Consider the following 18,855-nt stretch of genomic DNA (forward strand, 5'->3'; position numbering starts at 1 on the left):
GGATGGTTGGATTCAGGGGCGGGTTTCGTTTTCGAGAATGAGGCGGTAGGCAGGCAGCGTCAGGAACTCCTCGCATTCCCTGGCCGTGGTCATCTCTGAGAAGAGGCCGATTGCCTGCTCGAAGTGACCTTCATTCCAGCGCGTCTCGCCAAGCGTTTCGCGCAAGCTTTTCATTTCGTCTTCCAGCACGTCGCGGAAGAGTTCCGGCGTGACCTTGCGGCCGTCGGAAAGCGTGGCGCCGTGATAGATCCACTGCCAGATCTGCGTGCGGCTGATCTCGGCGGTGGCGGCGTCTTCCATGAGGTTGTAGAGCGGCACGGCACCACGGCCGCCGATCCACGCCTCGATATACTGCACACCGACGCGGCAGCATTCGCGCATGCCATGCTCGGTGCGCTCGCCCTTGTGGGGCTGCAGCAATTCCTTCTGGCCGACATTCACGTCCTGGCGCTGGCGGGCGAGCTGGTTCGGGCCTTCGAGCTTGCCGAAGATTTCCATCGCGACCTTCACGAGATCGGGATGGGCGACCCAGGTGCCGTCATGGCCGTTATTGGCTTCGCGTTCCTTGTCGGCGCGGACCTTGTTGAAGGCGGCTTCGTTCGCCGCCTCGTCGCCCTTCACGGGGATCTGCGCGGCCATGCCGCCCATCGCGAAGGCGCCGCGCTCATGGCAGGTCTTCACCAGCAGCAGCGAATAGGCATTGAGGAAGGCATCGCCCATCACGACCTGCGCGCGGTCCGGCAGGATGAAGTTCGGGTTTTTGCCGAGCCGCTTGATATAGCTGAAGATGTAGTCCCAGCGGCCGCAATTGAGGCCGACAATGTGGTCCTTCAGCTCATAAAGGATTTCGTGCATCTCGAAGGCGGCGGGCAGCGTCTCGATCAGGACGGTGACCTTGATCGTGCCGTTCGGGATGCCGAGCTTCTTCTGCGCATGGACGAAGACGTCGTTCCAGAGGCGGGCTTCCTTGTGGCTCTCCATCTTCGGCAGATAGAAATAAGGGCCGGAGCCGGATGCGATCTGGCGCTTGGCGTTGTGGAAGAAGTAGAGGCCGAAATCGAACAGGCTGCCGGACATCGCCTGGCCGTCGATCTCGACATGGGCTTCTTCCAGATGCCAGCCGCGCGGGCGGACGATCAGCGTCGCGGGCTTCGCGACCACGTCGTAACGCTTGCCGTTCGTCTCGTCGGTGAAGCCGATTTCCTTGTCCCAATAGGCCATCATGTTCAGTTGGCCGCCGATCATGTTGTCCCAGGTCGGCGCGGCGGCGTCCTCGAAGTCGGTCATGTAGGACTGCGCGCCGGAATTGAGCGCGTTGATGACCATCTTGCGGTTGTCGACCGGGCCGGTGATCTCGACGCGGCGGTCGAGCAAATCCTTCGGGATCGGCGCGACCTTCCAGTCGCCCTCGCGGATCGACTTCGTCTCGGGCAGGAAGTCGGGCAGCTCGCCGGCATCGAACTTCTTCTGGCGTTCGGCGCGGGCGGCCAGCAACTCGCGGCGGCGCTCCCCGAAATTGCGCTCAAGCTCCGCGACGAAGGCCAGCGCCTCCGGCGTCAGCACCCGCTCATAGCCCGGCTTGAGGGCGCCCTTGACGGCAACGCCGTCCGCGATCGTCGTGGCTGCTGCCTTGCTCATGCTCGCCCGCCTCCGTACTTGAATCATGGGGTTCGTTTGCGCGAGGTCATACAGGCTCGACACCCGCTTGTCCAATATTTACTAAGTCATTGAAATTATTGAAGTAAAGAACTTCACAAGATTCGTGTGCGATTCTGTTGAATATGTAAATCCTGTAAATTAAAGTGCCCGGAAACCGGGAGATTGCGGACATGGCTTCGGACAAAAAAGTCTTTGCGGGCCCGCGCATTAGGCGGCTCCGGCGCGAGCGCGGACTGACCCAGGCGCGGATGGCGGCCGATCTCGGCATTTCGGCGAGTTATCTCAATCTGATCGAGCGCGACCAGCGGCCTGTCTCGGTGCAGGTGCTGCTGAAGCTCGCCGATGTCTATGACGTGGAGCTGCGGACGCTGGGTGGCGACGAGGAGGCGCAGGCGCTGACGACGCTGCGCGAGGTGTTTTCCGATCCGCTGTTCCGGGATGCGGGGCTGACGACACAGGATTTGCGCGAGATCGCCGCGGCGAGCCCGGCGGCGGCGGATGCGATCAGCAATCTCTACCGGGCCTATCAGGAGAGCACGGTGAGCGGTTCCATGCTGGCGGAGCGCCTTGCCGACCGCGATTTGAGCGAGGGGACGGAAGCACCGGGCCTGCCGCTTGAAGAGGTGCGCGACTTCATCAACAGCCGCAACAACCACTTTCCCGAACTGGACGACGCGGCGGAGCGGCTCTATGCGAAGGCGGGCATCGGCTCGGACGAGCCCTATGTGGCGCTCCGGACGGCGCTGCGCGACCTTCACGGCGTCTCGACCCGCATCGCGCCCGCCGATTTGATGCCGCATGAACTGCGTCGCTACGACCGCCACCGCCAGACGATCTTCCTGTCGGAACTGCTGGACCAGCCGGGACGCTCGTTCCAGCTTGCCTATCAGCTCGGCTATTTCGAGCAATCGCGCACCATGGAAGACATCGTGGAAGCCTCGGGCCTCGAAAGCGACGAGGCGCAGCGGCTCTGCCGCGTGGCGCTGGCGAATTATTTCGCCGCCGCGCTGCTGATGCCTTATTCGGCATTCCAGAAGACGGCGGAGGCGACGCGCTACGACATCCGCCTGCTCGGTCGGCGCTTCGGCACGAGCTTCGAGCAGGTCTGCCACCGCCTGACGACGCTGCAGCGGCCGGGCGCGCGCGGCATCCCCTTCTTTCTCATCCGCGTCGACAATGCAGGCAATGTCTCGAAGCGCTTTTCGGCGGCGGGCTTTCACTTCGCGCGTTTCGGCGGCACCTGCCCGCGCTGGAACGTGCATGACGCTTTCCGCGTGCCGGGCGAGGTCTATACGCAGGTCGTGCAGATGGAAGACGGCACGCGCTATTTCTCAATCGCGCGGACGGTGAGCCGCGCGGGCTCGGGGATAGGCGTACCCGGCGACCAGTATGTGGTGGGGCTCGGCTGCGAAATCGCCCATGCACGCAAGATCGTCTACAGCCAGGGCTACGATCTCGACGACGAGCGAGGCGCCATGCCCATCGGCGTCAATTGCAGGCTTTGCGAAAGGCTCGACTGTTCGCAGCGCGCCTTCCCGCCGCTGAAACACCGGCTGACGGTTGAAGACCATGTGCGCGGCGTCTCGCCCTTCGGCGTGCCGGTGAAGGCGGTCTAGAGTCCGAGCAGCGCGCGCGTTCCGAAGGCGAATGCGGCGAGCGCCAATACGCCGGCGAGCCATATCCCCGCGAACCAGAGAAGCTTGCGGCCGGTGCCGGGTTTCTTTTCGCCGCCAGTCATGCCGTCTTCAGTCATGCTCGGCATAGCCGCCATGCTCGCTCGCCTTGCCGTGGAAGACGCTATAGGCGTAGACGGTGTAGATCAGAACCATAGGCAGCACCACCGCGACGCCTATCAGCGCGAAGATGACGCTTGAGGCAGGCGCGATGACATCCCACACCGTCACCGATGGCGGGATGATGTTCGGATAGAGACTGACCGCAATGCCGAAGAATCCGAGGATGAAAAGTCCGACGGAGGAAAGGAACGGTACCAGCTCGCGCTTTGTGAAGATCGACCAGAAAAGGACCATTGCGAGGGCGAGGGTGAGGAAAGGCACCGGCGAGAGATAGAGGAGATTGAGCCCGCTGAACCAGCGCTCCGCGATGGCGGGACGGAGCAGCGGCGTCATCACGCTCACCGCGGCCATGGCGATCAGTGTGCCGCCGCCAAGCACGACGGCCGCGCCGCGCGCCCAATCCTGCACCTTGCCGGCGGTCTTGTAGATCGTCCATGTCGCGCCGAGAAGGCCATAGCCCGCAACGGTGCCGATGCCGGTGAGGATCGAGAAGGGCGTCAGCCAGTCGAACATGCCGCCCGCATAGCGCACGCCTTCGACATTGACGCCCTGCACCAGCGCACCGAGCAGCACGCCCTGCATGAAGGCCGCAATCAGCGAGCCGAAAAAGAACGAGCGGTTCCAGAGATGGACACTGGTATGCGCGGAGTGGCGGAACTCGAAGGTGACGCCGCGAAAGATCAGGGCAAAGAGCATCGCCATGACGGGAATGTAGAAGGCGGGCAGCACAATGGAATAGGCGGTGGGGAAGAAGACGAGGAGGCCGCCGCCGCCCAGCACCAGCCATGTCTCGTTGCCGTCCCAGACCGGCGCCACGGAATTGATCATCGCGTGGCGCGCGCCTTCATCGGGCGCGAAGGGGAAGAGAATGCCGATGCCGAGATCGAAACCGTCCAGCACGACATACATGAGGATCGCGAAGCCGATGACGCCGGCAGAAACGATGGCAAGGGTTTCCATGACGATCTCCTATTCCGCCGGAATGACGAGGCCGGGCCGCGCGCCGCGTATCGCTTCGGGCTTCTCGCCTTCCTCGCCCACGGAAAGCGGATCGGGGCCTTTGCGGACAAGCTTCGTGAGGTAATAGAGATAGGCGCCGAAAAGCCCGCCATAGACGATGAGGAAGAGGACGAGCGTCGTCGCGACGGCCTCTGCCGTGACGGTGGGCGAGACGCTGTCGGCGGTCCGGACCATGCCATAGACCGTCCAGGGCTGGCGGCCGACCTCCGTGACGAACCAGCCGGCCAATGTGGCGATGAAACCGGCAGGCGTCATGACAAGGGCTAGGCGCTGGAGCCAGCGGTCCTCGAAAAGGGTGCCGCGCCAGCGCGACCAGACGCCCCATAGGCCGAGCAGGAGAAACAGGAAGCCGATACCGACCATGACGCGGAAGGACCAGAAGACGATGCCGACAGGCGGCTGGTCCTCGATCGGCACTTCGTTGAGCCCCGGCACGACGCCCGACGGACTATGCTTCAGGATGAGGCTCGAACCCAAGGGAATGGAAAGTTCCAGATGATTGGTCTGCGCCTTCTGGTCCGGGATCGCGAAGATATGGAAAGGCGCGTGAGACTGCGTCTCCCAATTACCCTCCATCGCCGCAACCTTCATCGGCTGATGTTCGAGCGTGTTAAGGCCGTGCTGATCGCCGAGAAATATCTGCAGCGGCGCGAGCACGAGCAGCGCCCAGAAAGCGGTGGAGAAGGCAGGCCGCGCGATTTCAGCATTCTGGTTTCGCAACAGATAGAAACCGGAGACACCGGCGATGACGACGCTTGTCGTCAGGTAGGACGCCGCTGTCATGTGCATCAGGCGATAGGGAAAGGACGGGTTGAAGATGACCGCGAGCCAGCTATCGACCACGAAATGGCCGTCGATGAAGGTGGCGCCCTGCGGCGTCTGCATCCAGCTATTGGCGGAAAGAATCCAGAAGGCGGAAATCGCCGTGCCGATGGCGACGAGGCAAGTGGCGAGGAAGTGGAGACGGGGCCCCACCTTGTCCCAGCCGAACAGCATGATGCCGAGAAAGCCCGCTTCCAGGAAAAAAGCGGTGAGCACCTCGAAACCGATCAACGGTCCGAGCACGGGGCCCGTGATGCGCGACCATTCCGACCAGTTGGTGCCGAGCTGATAGGAAAGCACGATGCCGGAGACGACGCCCATGCCGAAACTGAGCGCGAAGATCTTCACCCAGAAGCGATAGAGCCGGTACCAGACTTCATCGCCCGTGCGCAGGAACTTCGCCTCGAAGAAGACGAGAAAGCCGCCGAGGCCGATGGTCAGCGTCGGAAACAGGATATGGAAAGCGATGGTGAAGGCGAATTGAAGCCTGGCGAGAATTTCTGCGTCCAGAGGCGGCATGGCACATCTCCGTCACGAAAGCGTCGAACTCGCGAATAGTAGCGTTTTTCGCCGGTGCGGACAGCCGGGATGGGAAGAGTGCCACGAAATGTCACGCGGCGAAACCGCGCAAGGCGCCGGTGGTTCGCGCTCGCTCACACCATCCGTCAGCGGATGACGCGTTCCGACGGAAAATGGACGCTGATTTTCATGCCGATTTCCGGCCGGTGCCCGGGCTGGCCGCGTTCCGCGCGCATGATATTGAGCCGGCCGCCATGCAATTCCATCACCTTGCGGGTGAGAGAGAGGGCGAGGCTTTCCTCGCGCGGCGCGCTGCTGTCTTCCGCGCTGACGAAGGGATCGTCCGTGCCAACGATATAGGGGAATGCATCCTGCTCCATCAGAGCGTCGGTATGCGTCCTGATTTCGTCGAGCGTCACGGCAATGCCGCCATCTTCTTCCGCCACGCTGAGGCGGATGGTGGAACCGCGATGCGCCGTATGCACGGCTTCCGCGAGAAGACGGAAGAGGCCCTGACGGAGACGACGCGCATCGCCCCGGAAACCGGGCAGGCGCTCGGGACAGGAAACCTCGATGGTGACGCCCTCGATAGCCGCGTTCTGACGCTGGCTGGCGACGGCGATCTCGGCGAGCTGGCCGAGATTGCAGATTTCATCCGTGAGATCGATCTGGTCCATTTCCGCTTCGGCGATGCCGAGCAGATCCTCGATCATGTCGAGCAGCATGGTGCCGCTCGAATAGATGTCGCTCGCATATTCCTTGTAGCGGTCGGTGCCCATGGGCCCGAGGCGCTCATTCTTCATCATTTCCGAGAAGCCGATGATATGCGTGAGCGGCGTGCGCAGGTCGTGATTGACGTTGGAGAAGAAGCTCTGGCTGCGCTTGCGGGTTTCCTGGCTGCGCGCTTCCACGGCCTGCATCGTCTCTTCGAGCTTGCGCCGGACGGTCACGTCGTTGAGCGCCGCGACGCGCGCGGGAACGCCGCCCCAGCGTGTGTCGACGATGCGCATTTCGGCGAAACGGTTATCGCCGTCGGGCCGCCGGATCGTGATGTCGTGCTCGCCGGGCTCGCTCGGCAGACCAAAAGGCTGGCCGACCAGTTCGCTGCCGCGGCCGAGAAGTTCCTGCGCCGCACCGTTTGCGAAGCGCACGGTGCCCTGGCTGTCGAGAATGACGATGGCTTCCGGCGTTTCCTGGACGAGCGTGACGTGAGGGCCGGCTTGCGGGGTGGGCACAGGCTCGCTTGCACCGTCTTCGCGCATGATGCGCCGGGCGACGGCGCGGCGGATCGCGAGGCCGACCGCGCGCGGTTCGTCCGTATCGGTGGAAAGGCAGTCTTCCGCCCCTGCGCCGATCACCTCGGCCTGGAGCGCCGCATCGTCGGCACCGATGGCGATGACCGGCGCATTGGGGCCAAGCGCGATGACACGGCGGAGAAAGCCGAGCGCAACGGGACCGCCATCGCCGATGTCGATAATGAGCGCGTCGATGCCGGGCTCGAGCAGCGGCTCGATGCCGTCATCGGGAACGGAGAAACTGAAATCGATCGGACCCGCGGCCGCCGAGGCGGCAACTTTGCCGAGCTCTTCACGCAGCGCGGTGGACGCGCTGACGAGATGTGCCGCGAGCGGGGGCAATACATGCAAGCCGCCTGCGAAACCGGAGCTGTTGCTCATTGCGATGCCTGGACGTGCCAAGATCTGACCTGCTTTCGCCCCCCAAGGGCCCCGCAACCTGATTCATATTAGTGCGCGCAGACGATTTGCCGCGCCGTGTGGGTTAACGTTCCGCTTATTTGGTAAACAGAACGTAAAGGGATCGGCTATTTTGTGGTTTCAAAATTTAGACACACAAAAGCCATAATTGGACCCTTACGGAAATTTTCTTTTATTTCAATAAGTTAAGTAGAAAATGCTGCCCGCTTGGGGAAAACGACGGTTTTCCTCAGGCGCCCATTCTGAAAACCGTTTCGTTGCCGAAAAGAGGATGCCCGAGGCTCCTTTGTACATTCATTCCGCTCAGTGATTCGCCGCCAGCGGCAGGGGCGCCGGAGCTTGTGAGGCGGGGAGCGATGGGCTAGGTATGCGCCCGCGCGGTTTCCCTGAGATTCAAGGCCCATGAACAAGAGCCAGAAGAGTTTCCGCCCCAAGGCGCGCGTGCCGAAGGGGCTTCGCGATATGTCCGCCGGCATGGTCCGCGCGGAAGAGCGCATGCTTGCGCGCATTCGCGAAGTCTATGAACGCTACGGCTTCGACCCGCTGGAAACCTCCGCCTTCGAATATGCCGATGCGCTCGGCAAGTTCCTGCCGGACGAAGACCGCCCGAACGAGGGCGTGTTTTCCTTTCAGGACGATGACGAGCAATGGCTGGCGCTGCGCTACGACCTGACGGCGCCGCTCGCGCGCTATGTCGCGGAAAATTACGACGCGTTGCCGAAGCCCTTTCGCCGCTACCAGACGGGGCCGGTGTGGCGGAACGAAAAGCCGGGGCCGGGCCGCTTCCGCCAGTTCACGCAATTCGACGCCGATACCGTGGCGGCACCCGGCGTCGCCGCCGATGCCGAGATGTGCATGATGGGCGCCGATTGCCTTGAGGCGCTCGGCATTCCGCGCGGCAGCTATCGCATCCGTGCCAACAACCGCAAGGTTCTGGACGGGTTGCTTGAGCGGATCGGCATTGCCGGCGAGCCGGGCAGCACGACCTATATGACGGTGCTGCGCGCCATCGACAAATATGACCGGCTGGGCCGCAAGGGCGTGGAACTGCTGCTCGGGCCGGGCCGCAAGGACGAGTCCGGCGACTTCACCAAAGGCGCAGGCCTGTCGCCCTCGCAGATCACCGCCGTGGTCGACTATGTGGAGTCCGGCGTCGGCGAAGGCGCAAGCGACCGCAAGCTCGTGCTCGACGGCTGGCGCAATGTCGTCGGCGAGAGCGCCATCGGCCGCGAAGGCCTCGACGAGCTGGCCGAAATGGACGCGCTGTTCACGGCGGCGGGCTACGGGCTCGACCGCATCGAATTCAACTCATGGATCGTGCGCGGGCTCGGCTATTACACCGGCCCGGTTTTCGAATCCGACCTTCTTTTCGAGGTGAAGGACGAGAGCGGCAATCCCGTGCGCTTCGGCTCCGTCGGTTCGGGCGGGCGCTATGACGGGCTCGTCGAACGCTTCAAGGGCGTGAAGGTGCCCGCGACCGGCTTTTCCATCGGCGTGAGCCGCTTGCAGGCAGCGCTCGAACTTCTCGGCAAGCTCGACGTCGAAGACGTGCTGGCGCCGGTCGTCGTGCTGACCCTCGATGCGGAGAACATGGCAGGCTACCAGTCGATGGTGTCCGAGCTGCGGGCGGCGGGCATCCGCGCCGAGCTTTATCTCGGCGGCTCCGGCATGAAGGCGCAGCTCAAATATGCCGACAAGCGGGGCGCCCCCATCGCCGTCATCGAGGGCGAGGACGAGCGGATGAAGGGCGAAGTGACGCTGAAAGACCTCATCCTCGGCAGCGAAATGTCGAAGGAAATCGAGGACAACGCGGCCTGGCGCGAGGGCCAGCCGGCGCAGGTGGCCGTGCCCCGCGCCCGCCTCGTGGAAGAAGTGATGGCGATGCTCGCCCGGCATCGCAGCGTCCGGGGCCATCACGGCTGAAAAAGCCGCCATCCTCCACGCTCGATATTTACCATTTCCGTGATAGATAAGGCCCCGTCCGAAGGGTTCGGCCGGGCCGGGAAGTAACCGATATGTCGTCAACATCCATGGCAGCACTGGACGGAGAAGGCCTCCGCGCCCGCGAGGCGCTGGCGGTGGCCGTGCGCGCGGGCTTCGAGGGCGCGGGCTATGCGCCCGTTTCCGCGCCCGTCATGCAGCCCGCCGATATTTTCCTCGACATGTCCGGCGAGGATATCCGCCGCCGCATGTATGTCTTCGCCGATCCGGCGGGCGAGGAATTGTGCTTGAGGCCCGAACTCACCATTCCCGTCTGCCGCCTCTATCTGGAAGGCGCGGGCGGACCGAAGAAACTCTGCTCCGTCGGCGCGGTTTACCGCTACCAGCAGAAGGGGTCGGCGAAGCTGCGCGAATTCACGCAAGCGGGCCTCGAATGTCTCGACGCGGCGGACGCGGAAGCGGCGGATGCCGAGGTGATCTCGCTCGCCGCGCGGGCGCTGGCCGATGCGGGCCTGAAAAATTATGAAATCGAAATCGGCGATCTCGCGCTGTTCGATGCGCTGGTCGATGCGCTCGACCTGCCGCCCGGCTGGCGCTCGCGCCTGAAGCGGCACTTCTGGCGGCCGGATTATTTCCGCGAATTGCTGGCGCGGCTCGCGGCAGGAGATGCAGGCGACGAGACGGGCGACAAGCAGGCGCTGATCTCGGCGTTGGCGGGCCTCGACGAGGAGCGCGCAAAGGATGTGATCGAGGATGTGCTGAAACTTGCGGGCATTGCGCCTGTCGGCGGCCGGACGGTGGAAGAAGTGGCCGAACGACTGCTGGAGCAAGCGGAGCTGGCATCCTCCAGCGTGCCACGCGCGGCGGCCGAACTCATCTCGGGTTTCCTCGCCGTATCGGGCACGCCGAAAGAGTGCATCGCGCGCATCAAGGCGTTGACGGGCGGGGCAGGCGTCTCCATCGACGCGGCGATTGCGCGCTTCGAGCGGCGCATGGAACTGACGGCGAAAGCGGGGCTCGATCTTTCCCGCGCACATTTCGCCACCGGCTTCGGCCGCAACATGGCCTATTACACCGGCTTCGTTTTCGAGTTCCGCGTGGCGGCGCTCGGCGTCGATGCGATGATCTGCGGCGGCGGACGGTATGACGATCTCCTCTCGGCGCTCGGTGCGGCATCGCCCGTGCCCGCGGTGGGCTGCGCGGTCGGCATCGAGCGGCTGCTCGCGGCCGTGGCGAAGGAGGCCGGCAAATGAGCGGCAAACTCGTGATCGGCCTGCCCTCCAAGGGAAGGCTCCAGGAAAATGCCAATGCCTTCTTCGCGCGTGCGGGGCTGAAAGTCCGGCAGGATGGCGGGCGCGGTTATACCGGCCGGCTCGACGGCATGGCGAATGTCGAGATCGCGTTTCTTTCGGCATCCGAAATCGCCGGGCAATTGGAGCAGGGCATCATTCACCTCGGCGTGACGGGCGAAGACCTGATCCGCGAGAAGCTCTCCGCGCCCGAACGCGACGTGGAGCTGCTGCTGCCGCTCGGCTTCGGCCATGCCGATGTCGTGGTTGCCGTGCCGCAAAGCTGGATCGATGTCGCGACCATGGCCGACCTCGACGACGTGGCGCTCGCCTTCCACACGAAGCGCGGAAGGCGGCTGCGCGTCGCGACCAAATATTTCAACCTGACGCGGAGCTTCTTCGCCGAGCACGGCCTGACGGATTACCGCATCGTCGAAAGCCTCGGCGCGACCGAAGGCGCACCGGCGGCGGGCACGGCGGAAGTGATCGTCGATATAACGTCCACCGGCGCGACGCTGGCGGCGAATAATCTGAAGATCCTCGACGACGGCACGATCCTGAAGAGCCAGGCGAACCTTGTCGCGAGCCTGGGTGCTGAATGGAGCGATGCGGCGCTGAAGGCGGCGGGCGAAATTCTCGACCGCGTCTCGGCACAGGCGCGCGCGGCCAAAGTCATCGAAGTCCGCTTCGCGGGCGAGGGCGACGACGCCGCGCTGCTGGATGAACTGAAGAAACGCTTCGGCGTGACGCTGCCCTTCGGCAATGGTGTCGCACCCGTGCGCATCGCGCATTGCCCGGAGGCCCGGCTCTACGATCTCGTTGCCTTCCTCTATGCGGAAGGCCGCGACACCGTAACGGCGGTGCGCGCGGATTATGTGTTCGAGGCGAAGAACCCGCTGCGCGAGCGGCTTGTCGCGCGGCTGAAGAACGGAAACTGATTTCATGACCGCTACTCTCGCCTTCACAACGGCCATTGTGGTTCTTGTGACGGCGACGCTTTCCGGCATTTTCGGAATGGCGGGTGGCATGATCCTGATGGGTTTTCTGACCGCCGCCTATTCGGTCGGTGCCGCGATGATGCTGCATGGCGTGACGCAGGCCGTGTCGAACGGCTACCGCGCCATCATCAACCGCAAGGACATCGTCTGGCCGATCGTCGCGACCAACATGGCGGGCGGCGTCGCCGCACTTGTTCTCTTCCTGCTGGTGAGCTTCGTCCCGGACAAGGCGACGGTCTTTCTCGTTCTCGGCGCCATCCCCTTCGTCGCCTTCTCGATCCCGAAAAGCTGGGGCCTCGACGTGACGAAGCCCGCGGTGGCGATTGGCGGTGGCTTCGTGGTGACGGCGCTGACGCTGACGGCGGGCGTCGCCGGACCCATCCTCGACATCTTCTTCGTGCAGAGCCCGCTGACGCGCCACCAGATCGTCGCGACCAAGGCGGTGACGCAGACGCTGCAGCATCTGACGAAGCTGCTTTATTTCGGCGTGCTCGCCGCGCATCTGCTGCCGGATGCGGATATTCCCTGGTGGATCTATGTGATGGTGGCGCCGCTCGCCATGCTCGGCACGACCTTCGGCAAGATGCTGCTCGACCGCATGAACGACGGCCAGTTCAAGAACTGGAGCCGGTACATTCTCTACGTGCTGGGCGCCGTGTTGATCGTGCGCGGTTTAATGCTGCTGGGCTGAGAGGTCCTTCCGGGCGAGAAACTTCCGCCGACCCTGTTCGCCGAGCTTCTCCATGAGCGGCAGGATGGGCCGGATCATCCACGGAAACGAACCGAACAACCGCGCCATGAGGCTGGCACTCCAGGGCGAATAGACTTCGAGTCTGCCCGTGTCGATGGCCTTGAGCGTCGCGGCGGCGATATCTTCGGGCGTCATCACCCTGTCGACGAAATTGAGCACCGAGCCGCCATGCAACGCCTCGTGATGAAGCATGGGCGTGTCGACGGCGGCAGGATAGACGCCGGAGACTTTCACGCCGAGCGGCGCAAGTTCCTGATGAAAGCCGCAAAGGAAGCCGCGCAGGCCGAACTTGGAGGCGGAGTAGATGGCGCTGTCCTTGAGCGAAATGACGCCGCCGAGGGAGACGGTGGCGACCATCGCACCCCGCCGGCGGGCGATCATCAGCGGTGCCGCGGCGCGCATGAGCCTGATCGGCGCGCGAAGATTGATTTCGAGATGAAGGTCGAGCGCCGCCTGATCGAGGCCGGTCACGGCACCCGGCACGACGATGCCGGCATTGTTGACGAGCACGTCGAGATCGGCGTGTTCTCTGCCGAGCCGGTCGCAGAGCCGCTCCACCTCCTCCCGCGAGGAAAGATCGCAGAGTATCTTTTCAGGCGCGGCGCGGAGAGTGGCAGCAACCGCATCGAGCGGCGCCATTTCACGGTCCACAAGGATGAGGCTGTAGCCGCGAGCATCGAGCGCCCGCGAAATCGCCGAGCCGATGCCGCCGCCTGCGCCCGTAATCAGCGCCTTGCGCGAGATGCTCATGCCGCCGCCCTTGCGCGCGAGACGCGCAGCGCGTCGAAACAGCCATCGGCAAGGTTCGGCCAGCCGAAACGCTTGCGGATGCGTTTCATCTGTTTGCGGTAGGCGTCGATCTCGACATAAGTGGCGTGGCGGGACGAGCCGACGAATTTGATGCCGCCCGTCAAATCCGGCCGGTCTGTGGCGATCAGCTCATCGAGTGCGGCATCGCCTTTCGTACGCGCCATGATGGTGCGGGCGATGAGGTCGGCCATTTCGTCGAAGAGCTTGTAGGCACCGCCATTCGTTTCCATGAAGCCGAGCGCGTAGAGCGAGGGATGCTCGCGGCTGAAAAGGTTCATATAGAGATCGGGCTTGTTGCCCTTCCACGAGAAGAGGGCCGGATCGACATAAGGCACCTTCCACGTATAGCCCGTGGCGCAGATGATGAGGTCGATCTCCTCCGAGGTGCCGTCCTTGAAATGAACCACCTTGCCCTCGAAGCGGGCCACGTCCCGCTTCGCCTTGATGTCGCCGTGGCCGAGATAGTGCAGAAGCTGCGTGTTGAGGATCGGGTGTGTTTCGAAGAGCCGGTGGTCGGGCTTCTGCAAGCCGAGCCGAGTGATATCTCCATTGAGGATGCGCAGGATGACGCCGAAGATGCGCTGCGTCAGCCACATCGGCAGATGCGGACCTTCATGTGCGACGACATCCGCCGGAATGCCGAAGAGGTGCTTCGGCAGGAAGTGATAGCCGCGCCGGAGGCTGATGAAGGCGGCATCCGCGCCCTTCGCCGCGTCGCAGGCGATATCGCAGCCGGAATTGCCGGCGCCGATCACCAGCACGCGTTTGCCGCGGAACTCGTCCATCGAGCGGAAAGTGACAGCGTGACGCATCTCGCCCGTGAAGGTGCCGGGATAATCCGGCATCGCGGGATGCCAGTTTGTGCCGTTGGCGCAGACGAGCGAGCCGTAGGTCTTGGTCTCGCCGGTCGAAAGCGTGACGGCCCAGGTGCCGTCCGGCTGCAAATCCGTCTTCTCAACGGATGTGTTGAAGCGAATGTGCTCGCGCAAGCCATAAGCATCGGCGAACAGCCGCATGTAGCCGTGAATCTGCCTGTTGGAGGGATAGTCCGGATAGTCGTCCGGCATCGGGAAGTCGTGATAGTGCGACTGCGTTTTCGACGAGATGAAATGCGCCGAGTTGTAGACGGGCGAGCCCGGATTGCTCTGGTCCCACAAGCCGCCGACATCCGAATGGCGCTCATAAATGTCGAAGGGAATACCGTGCCGCAGAAAGGTGCGGGCGAGGCTGAGCCCCGCCGGACCGCCACCGACAACACAAACACGTCCGATCTCGCTCATGACCCGCTCCCAGAATAAAGTGAATAATCCTCACATTTGTGATAAGTGATAATCCCTCATATTCTCGCTGGCAAGAAAAATCGAAGGAAGCGGCATGATCCTCGCAACAACGCGCCGCCAACCGACACAGGCCCGGGCGCGCGAGCGCGTCGAACGCATCCTGACGGCGGCAACAGAATTGATCGCGGAAACGGGCAGCGATGCCGTGCGGATGACGGAAGTCGCCGAACGGGCCGGTGTGCCCATCGGCTCGCTCTATCAGTATTTCCCGGACAAGCCCGCGATCCTCAGGATGCTCGCCATGCGCGTCATGGAGCGCGTGCGCGACGGACTGAAGCAAAATCTCGACGGTGTCGGAAGCGCCGCCGACGCGCTTGCCCGCGTCGATGCGATCATGACCGGATATTACGGTCTCTTCCTGACCGAGCCGGTGACGCGCGATATCTGGTCGGCGACGCAATCCGACAAGACGCTGCAGGAACTGGACATCGCCGACAGCCGCGAGAACGGCCGCATCTTTTTCAGCGCGTTGAAACATCTCGTGCCGAGGCGCGAACATGCTCGCCTGCAAGCAGCGTCCTTCCTGCTGATGCAGCTCAGCGGCGCGGCGGTGCGCCTTGCCATCGCTGTCGACCGGGAAGAAGGCGACCGCCTTGTCGAGGAATACCGCCTCATCATGCGGCGCGAGCTGGAAAGCCTCTTCGATAAATGACGCCGGTTGCAACCGGCGGCAAGCTCGCCTAGCATCCGCCCCGCAATGGTTCCGAAGGCGAATAGCCGGAGGATGAAAAGGGAACCCGGTTAAATACCGGGGCTGCCCCCGCAACTGTAAGCAGAGAGTTCTGCCCAACCACGCCACTGGCGCTCCACCTCGGAGGCCGGGAAGGCTGGGAAAGAACAGTGACCTGCGAGCCAGGAGACCTGCCATTGCCCGTCAACGCGAACCGATGGGGCGGGGTGTCCCCTGGAGGAATGGATGCAGACAGGATCTGATCGCCGGCATTGTGTCCGGCCTCTCTTCATCGTGCCGTGGCATGCGCCGCGGCTTGCATTTTCCCATACGTGTCCGCTGACGGATTTTCCCGTGGTTCCAGCAAGGACACAGTCATGGAAGATCTGCTTGCCGTTTGCGCACCCACGCGCCTGCCCGCCATCCCTTTTACCCGATTAGCCGAACTCGTCTTTCCCGAACAGACGAACCATCACGGCACGCTGTTTGGCGGCGCATCGCTCGCGCTGATGGACCGCGCCGCCTATATCGCCGCGACGCGCCTGACACGGCGGAAAATGGTGACGGCGGGATTCGACGGCGTCGAATTCGGCCGGCCGGTCCTGCCGGGAGAACTGGCGGAGGTGACGGCGACGGTTCGCAAGACCGGCCGGTCGTCCGTTGTGTTCGACGTCGAGCTGCTGGCCGAAAACCTGCTCACCGGTGAGCGGGAAAGAGCCGTGGGCGGCACCATCGCGATGGTCGCGCAGGGCAAGCATGACGACGAGCCGCTGCCCATGCTCGTTGCCGCGCCCCCGCCGCACCCGGGGCTCACCAGCTTCGTCGAAGTCGTCTTTCCCGATGCCGCAAACCACCGCGACATTCTGTTCGGCGGCAACGCGCTGGCGATGATGGGGAAGGCTGCCTTCATCGCCGCTACACGCCACTGCCACCAGACGGTGGTCATGGCCGCTTCGGAGCGCATCGACTTCCGCGCACCCGTGAAAGTCGGCGCCTTTGCCGACGTCACCGCCCGCATCGTCATGACGGGGCGAAGCTCGATCTGCGTCGAGGTCGAACTCGTCGCGGAGGAGGCGCTGAGCGGCGAACGCGAGCTGAGCGCGCGCGGCCGCTTCGTCATGGTGGCGATTGGCGGGAATGGACGGCCCGTTGCCGTGCCCCCACGCGCCATCTGACACCCATCCATCCCGATTTTCCGCCTGCGTGACAGGCACAACGACAGGAGATTTGTCCATGACATTGACCAGCACTCTCGGCTATCCGCGCGTCGGCCCGCATCGCGAGCTGAAGGCCGCGCTTGAAACCTATTGGCGCGACGGCGAGGAAGCGCCGCTTCTCGATACGGCAAAGTCACTGCGCCGTGCCTCGTGGCGGCTTCAGAAGGAACACGGGATCGGCCATATCCCGTCGAACGATTTCACGCTCTACGACCATGTACTCGACACGATCTGCATGACGGGTGCGGTGCCGGAGCGGTTCGCTGCGGGAGCGGAAATCGATCTCGCCACCTATTTCGCGATGGCGCGCGGCGCACAGGACGGCACGCGCGATGTGGCGGCGATGGAGATGACCAAATGGTTCGACACCAACTACCACTACATCGTGCCGGAATTTTCTCCGGAGACGAATTTCCGGCTGGCCTTCACCAAAGCCATCGATGAATTTGCCGAAGCGAAGGCGCTTGGTGTTCACACGCGGCCGGTTCTTGTCGGGCCTTTCTCGTTCCTGAAACTTGGCAAGGCGACGGTGGCGGGCTTCGACCCGCTCGACCTGATGGGACGACTCCTTCCCGTATACGAAAACGTGCTGAAGCGTCTCGCCGAAGCCGGTGCCGATTGGGTGCAGATCGACGAACCCTGCCTGGTGCTTGAACTCGGCAGCGGCGACCTTGCGAAATGCCGAGCGGCCTATTCGGCTCTGTCGGCCGCCGCGCCCTCCCTGAAGCTGATGGTCGCGACCTATTTCGGCGCATTGCCGGAAGCCTCGCTCGAAACGGCAATGGCGCTGCCGGTTGCCGGTATCCATCTCGACATGGTGCGGGGACGCTCCCAATACGAAGCGGCGCTCTCGGCCCTGCCGCGCGACAAGCTGCTGTCGCTCGGGCTCGTAGACGGGCGCAATATCTGGCGGACGGACATGGAAGCGGCGTTGACGCTGGCTGAGCGCGCCGTGCTGACGCTCGGGCCCAAGCGCGTCATGATTTCGGCGGCCTGCTCGCTGCTGCACGTGCCCTTCAGCCTCGCCGGTGAAAAATCGCTCGATCCCGAATTGAAGAGCTGGCTTGCCTTTGCCGAGGAAAAGCTCGGCGAACTTGCCGTGCTGGCGCGGGGCGTGAAGGAGGGCCGCACCTCGATCTCCACCGAACTGGCGGAGAACGCGGCATTGTTCGAGGCGCGGCGCAATTCGCCGCGTATTCACAATCCAGCTGTCCGCGCGCGGGTGCGGGATATCGATCCCCATGCCGACCGGCGGGGCCGCCCCTTCGCCGACCGGCAGTCTATCCAGCAGAAGCGCTTCGGCCTGCCGAAGCTGCCGACCACGACCATCGGCTCGTTCCCGCAAACCTCGGATGTGCGCAAGGCCCGCGCCAGCCTGCGGCGCGGCGACTGGAACGAGGCGCAGTATGACGCCTTCATGAAAGCCGAAATCGAAAAGACAATCCGCCTGCAGGAAAGGATCGGGCTGGACGTGCTGGTGCATGGGGAACCGGAACGCACCGACATGGTGGAATATTTCGGTGAGAAACTGGAGGGCTTTGCGTTTACGTCGCTCGGCTGGGTGCAGAGCTACGGCTCGCGTTGCGTGAAGCCGCCGATCATCTTCGGCGATGTGTCGAGGCCGGAGCCGATGACGGTCGAATGGTCGCGCTACGCCCAGTCGCTGACGGACAGGCCGGTGAAGGGCATGTTGACCGGCCCGGTGACGATCCTGCAATGGTCCTTCGTGCGCGACGACCAGCCGCGCAGCGAGACTTGCCGCCAGATCGCACTGGCGATACGCGACGAGGTCTACGACCTCGAAGCGGCGGGCCTCGGCATGATCCAGATCGATGAGCCGGCACTCCGCGAGGGATTGCCGCTGCATCGCTCCGAATGGGACACCTATCTCCGGTGGGCATGCGAGTGCTTCCGCCTCTCCGTCTGCGTCGCTCGCGACGAGACGCAGATTCATACCCATATGTGCTATTCGGAATTCAACGACATCATCGAGGCGATCGCCGATCTCGACGCCGATGTGATTTCCATCGAGACGTCCAGGTCGCGCATGGAATTGCTCGACGCCTTTGTCGACTTTTCCTATCCGAACGATATCGGTCCCGGTGTTTACGACATTCATTCGCCCCGCGTCCCCGCGCGCGGCGAAATGCTGTCGCTTCTGCGGCTCGCCGCCGAACGCCTGCCGAGCGAGCGCATATGGGTCAATCCGGATTGTGGCTTGAAGACGCGGGGCTGGCCGGAAACGGAAGCGGCACTCGTCGAGATGGTCGAAGCGGCGCGGGAGTTGCGAAACGCCATCGGTGCTTGA

General features: G+C 63.6%; 15 protein-coding genes and 1 riboswitch. Of the genes, 8 read left to right on the forward strand and 7 right to left on the reverse strand.

Going from position 1 to position 18,855, the window contains the following annotated elements:
* Nucleotides 1-12 precede the first annotated feature (12 nt).
* Nucleotides 13-1,638 carry a malate synthase A gene (gene aceB, locus PLAV_RS03025; RefSeq protein WP_011995507.1) on the reverse strand — a complete coding sequence of 542 codons (1,626 nt, stop codon included), beginning with the start codon at nucleotides 1,636-1,638 and terminating at the stop codon, nucleotides 13-15.
* 191 nt (nucleotides 1,639-1,829) lie between these two features.
* Between aceB and PLAV_RS03030 the strand changes: the two genes are divergently transcribed.
* Entirely contained in the window at nucleotides 1,830-3,275 is a 1,446-nt protein-coding gene (locus PLAV_RS03030) for a helix-turn-helix domain-containing protein (RefSeq protein WP_011995508.1), read from the forward strand.
* On the opposite strand, the gene PLAV_RS19240 is transcribed toward PLAV_RS03030, so the two are convergent.
* The 4 genes from PLAV_RS19240 to PLAV_RS03045 all read right to left on the reverse strand — a co-directional run bounded on the left by PLAV_RS19240 (nucleotide 3,272) and on the right by PLAV_RS03045 (nucleotide 7,492).
* On the reverse strand, nucleotides 3,272-3,421 hold the full coding sequence (locus PLAV_RS19240) for a DUF2474 family protein (protein ID WP_245545205.1): 150 nt from the start codon (nucleotides 3,419-3,421) through the stop codon (nucleotides 3,272-3,274). The two genes, PLAV_RS03030 and PLAV_RS19240, sit on opposite strands and share 4 nt — an antisense overlap.
* Complete coding sequence (gene cydB / locus PLAV_RS03035; RefSeq protein WP_011995509.1) at nucleotides 3,405-4,415, reverse strand: cytochrome d ubiquinol oxidase subunit II; 1,011 nt, start codon at nucleotides 4,413-4,415, stop codon at nucleotides 3,405-3,407. Before cydB ends, PLAV_RS19240 begins: the two co-directional genes overlap by 17 nt.
* A gap of 9 nt (nucleotides 4,416-4,424) precedes the next feature.
* Nucleotides 4,425-5,816 (reverse strand): cytochrome ubiquinol oxidase subunit I, encoded by a 1,392-nt coding sequence (locus PLAV_RS03040; protein ID WP_011995510.1) that lies wholly within the window; start codon nucleotides 5,814-5,816, stop codon nucleotides 4,425-4,427.
* A gap of 146 nt (nucleotides 5,817-5,962) precedes the next feature.
* Complete coding sequence (locus tag PLAV_RS03045; protein ID WP_011995511.1) at nucleotides 5,963-7,492, reverse strand: sensor histidine kinase; 1,530 nt, start codon at nucleotides 7,490-7,492, stop codon at nucleotides 5,963-5,965.
* Nucleotides 7,493-7,933: 441 nt separating this feature from the next.
* On the opposite strand from PLAV_RS03045, the gene hisS reads away from it, so the two are divergent.
* From hisS to PLAV_RS03065, 4 genes are all read left to right on the forward strand, one after another.
* Entirely contained in the window at nucleotides 7,934-9,454 is a 1,521-nt protein-coding gene (gene hisS / locus PLAV_RS03050; protein WP_011995512.1) for a histidine--tRNA ligase, read from the forward strand.
* Between the two features lie 92 nt (nucleotides 9,455-9,546).
* The gene (locus PLAV_RS03055) at nucleotides 9,547-10,725 is read left to right on the forward strand and encodes an ATP phosphoribosyltransferase regulatory subunit (protein WP_011995513.1); all 1,179 of its coding nucleotides are present in this window, start codon (nucleotides 9,547-9,549) and stop codon (nucleotides 10,723-10,725) included.
* The gene (gene hisG / locus PLAV_RS03060; protein WP_011995514.1) at nucleotides 10,722-11,699 is read left to right on the forward strand and encodes an ATP phosphoribosyltransferase; all 978 of its coding nucleotides are present in this window, start codon (nucleotides 10,722-10,724) and stop codon (nucleotides 11,697-11,699) included. The genes PLAV_RS03055 and hisG overlap by 4 nt, the downstream gene beginning before the upstream one ends.
* A 4-nt stretch (nucleotides 11,700-11,703) precedes the next feature.
* Nucleotides 11,704-12,450 carry a TSUP family transporter gene (locus PLAV_RS03065; RefSeq protein WP_011995515.1) on the forward strand — a complete coding sequence of 249 codons (747 nt, stop codon included), beginning with the start codon at nucleotides 11,704-11,706 and terminating at the stop codon, nucleotides 12,448-12,450.
* Here PLAV_RS03065 and PLAV_RS03070 read toward each other — a convergent pair.
* Nucleotides 12,433-13,260 carry an SDR family NAD(P)-dependent oxidoreductase gene (locus PLAV_RS03070; protein WP_011995516.1) on the reverse strand — a complete coding sequence of 276 codons (828 nt, stop codon included), beginning with the start codon at nucleotides 13,258-13,260 and terminating at the stop codon, nucleotides 12,433-12,435. The genes PLAV_RS03065 and PLAV_RS03070 overlap by 18 nt on opposite strands.
* Nucleotides 13,257-14,600 (reverse strand): flavin-containing monooxygenase, encoded by a 1,344-nt coding sequence (locus PLAV_RS03075; RefSeq protein WP_011995517.1) that lies wholly within the window; start codon nucleotides 14,598-14,600, stop codon nucleotides 13,257-13,259. Before PLAV_RS03075 ends, PLAV_RS03070 begins: the two co-directional genes overlap by 4 nt.
* Before the next feature lie 94 nt (nucleotides 14,601-14,694).
* Between PLAV_RS03075 and PLAV_RS03080 the strand changes: the two genes are divergently transcribed.
* The 3 genes from PLAV_RS03080 (at nucleotide 14,695) to metE (ending at nucleotide 18,855) form a co-directional block, all read left to right on the forward strand.
* Nucleotides 14,695-15,312 carry a TetR/AcrR family transcriptional regulator gene (locus PLAV_RS03080; RefSeq protein ID WP_011995518.1) on the forward strand — a complete coding sequence of 206 codons (618 nt, stop codon included), beginning with the start codon at nucleotides 14,695-14,697 and terminating at the stop codon, nucleotides 15,310-15,312.
* 29 nt (nucleotides 15,313-15,341) lie between these two features.
* Nucleotides 15,342-15,543, forward strand: a riboswitch (cobalamin riboswitch).
* 164 nt (nucleotides 15,544-15,707) lie between these two features.
* Complete coding sequence (locus PLAV_RS19840; protein ID WP_011995519.1) at nucleotides 15,708-16,505, forward strand: acyl-CoA thioesterase; 798 nt, start codon at nucleotides 15,708-15,710, stop codon at nucleotides 16,503-16,505.
* Nucleotides 16,506-16,563: 58 nt separating this feature from the next.
* Complete coding sequence (gene metE, locus PLAV_RS03090; RefSeq protein WP_011995520.1) at nucleotides 16,564-18,855, forward strand: 5-methyltetrahydropteroyltriglutamate--homocysteine S-methyltransferase; 2,292 nt, start codon at nucleotides 16,564-16,566, stop codon at nucleotides 18,853-18,855.

This window comes from Parvibaculum lavamentivorans DS-1 (assembly GCF_000017565.1).
In the GTDB taxonomy this organism is placed as follows: Bacteria; Pseudomonadota; Alphaproteobacteria; order Parvibaculales; family Parvibaculaceae; genus Parvibaculum; species Parvibaculum lavamentivorans.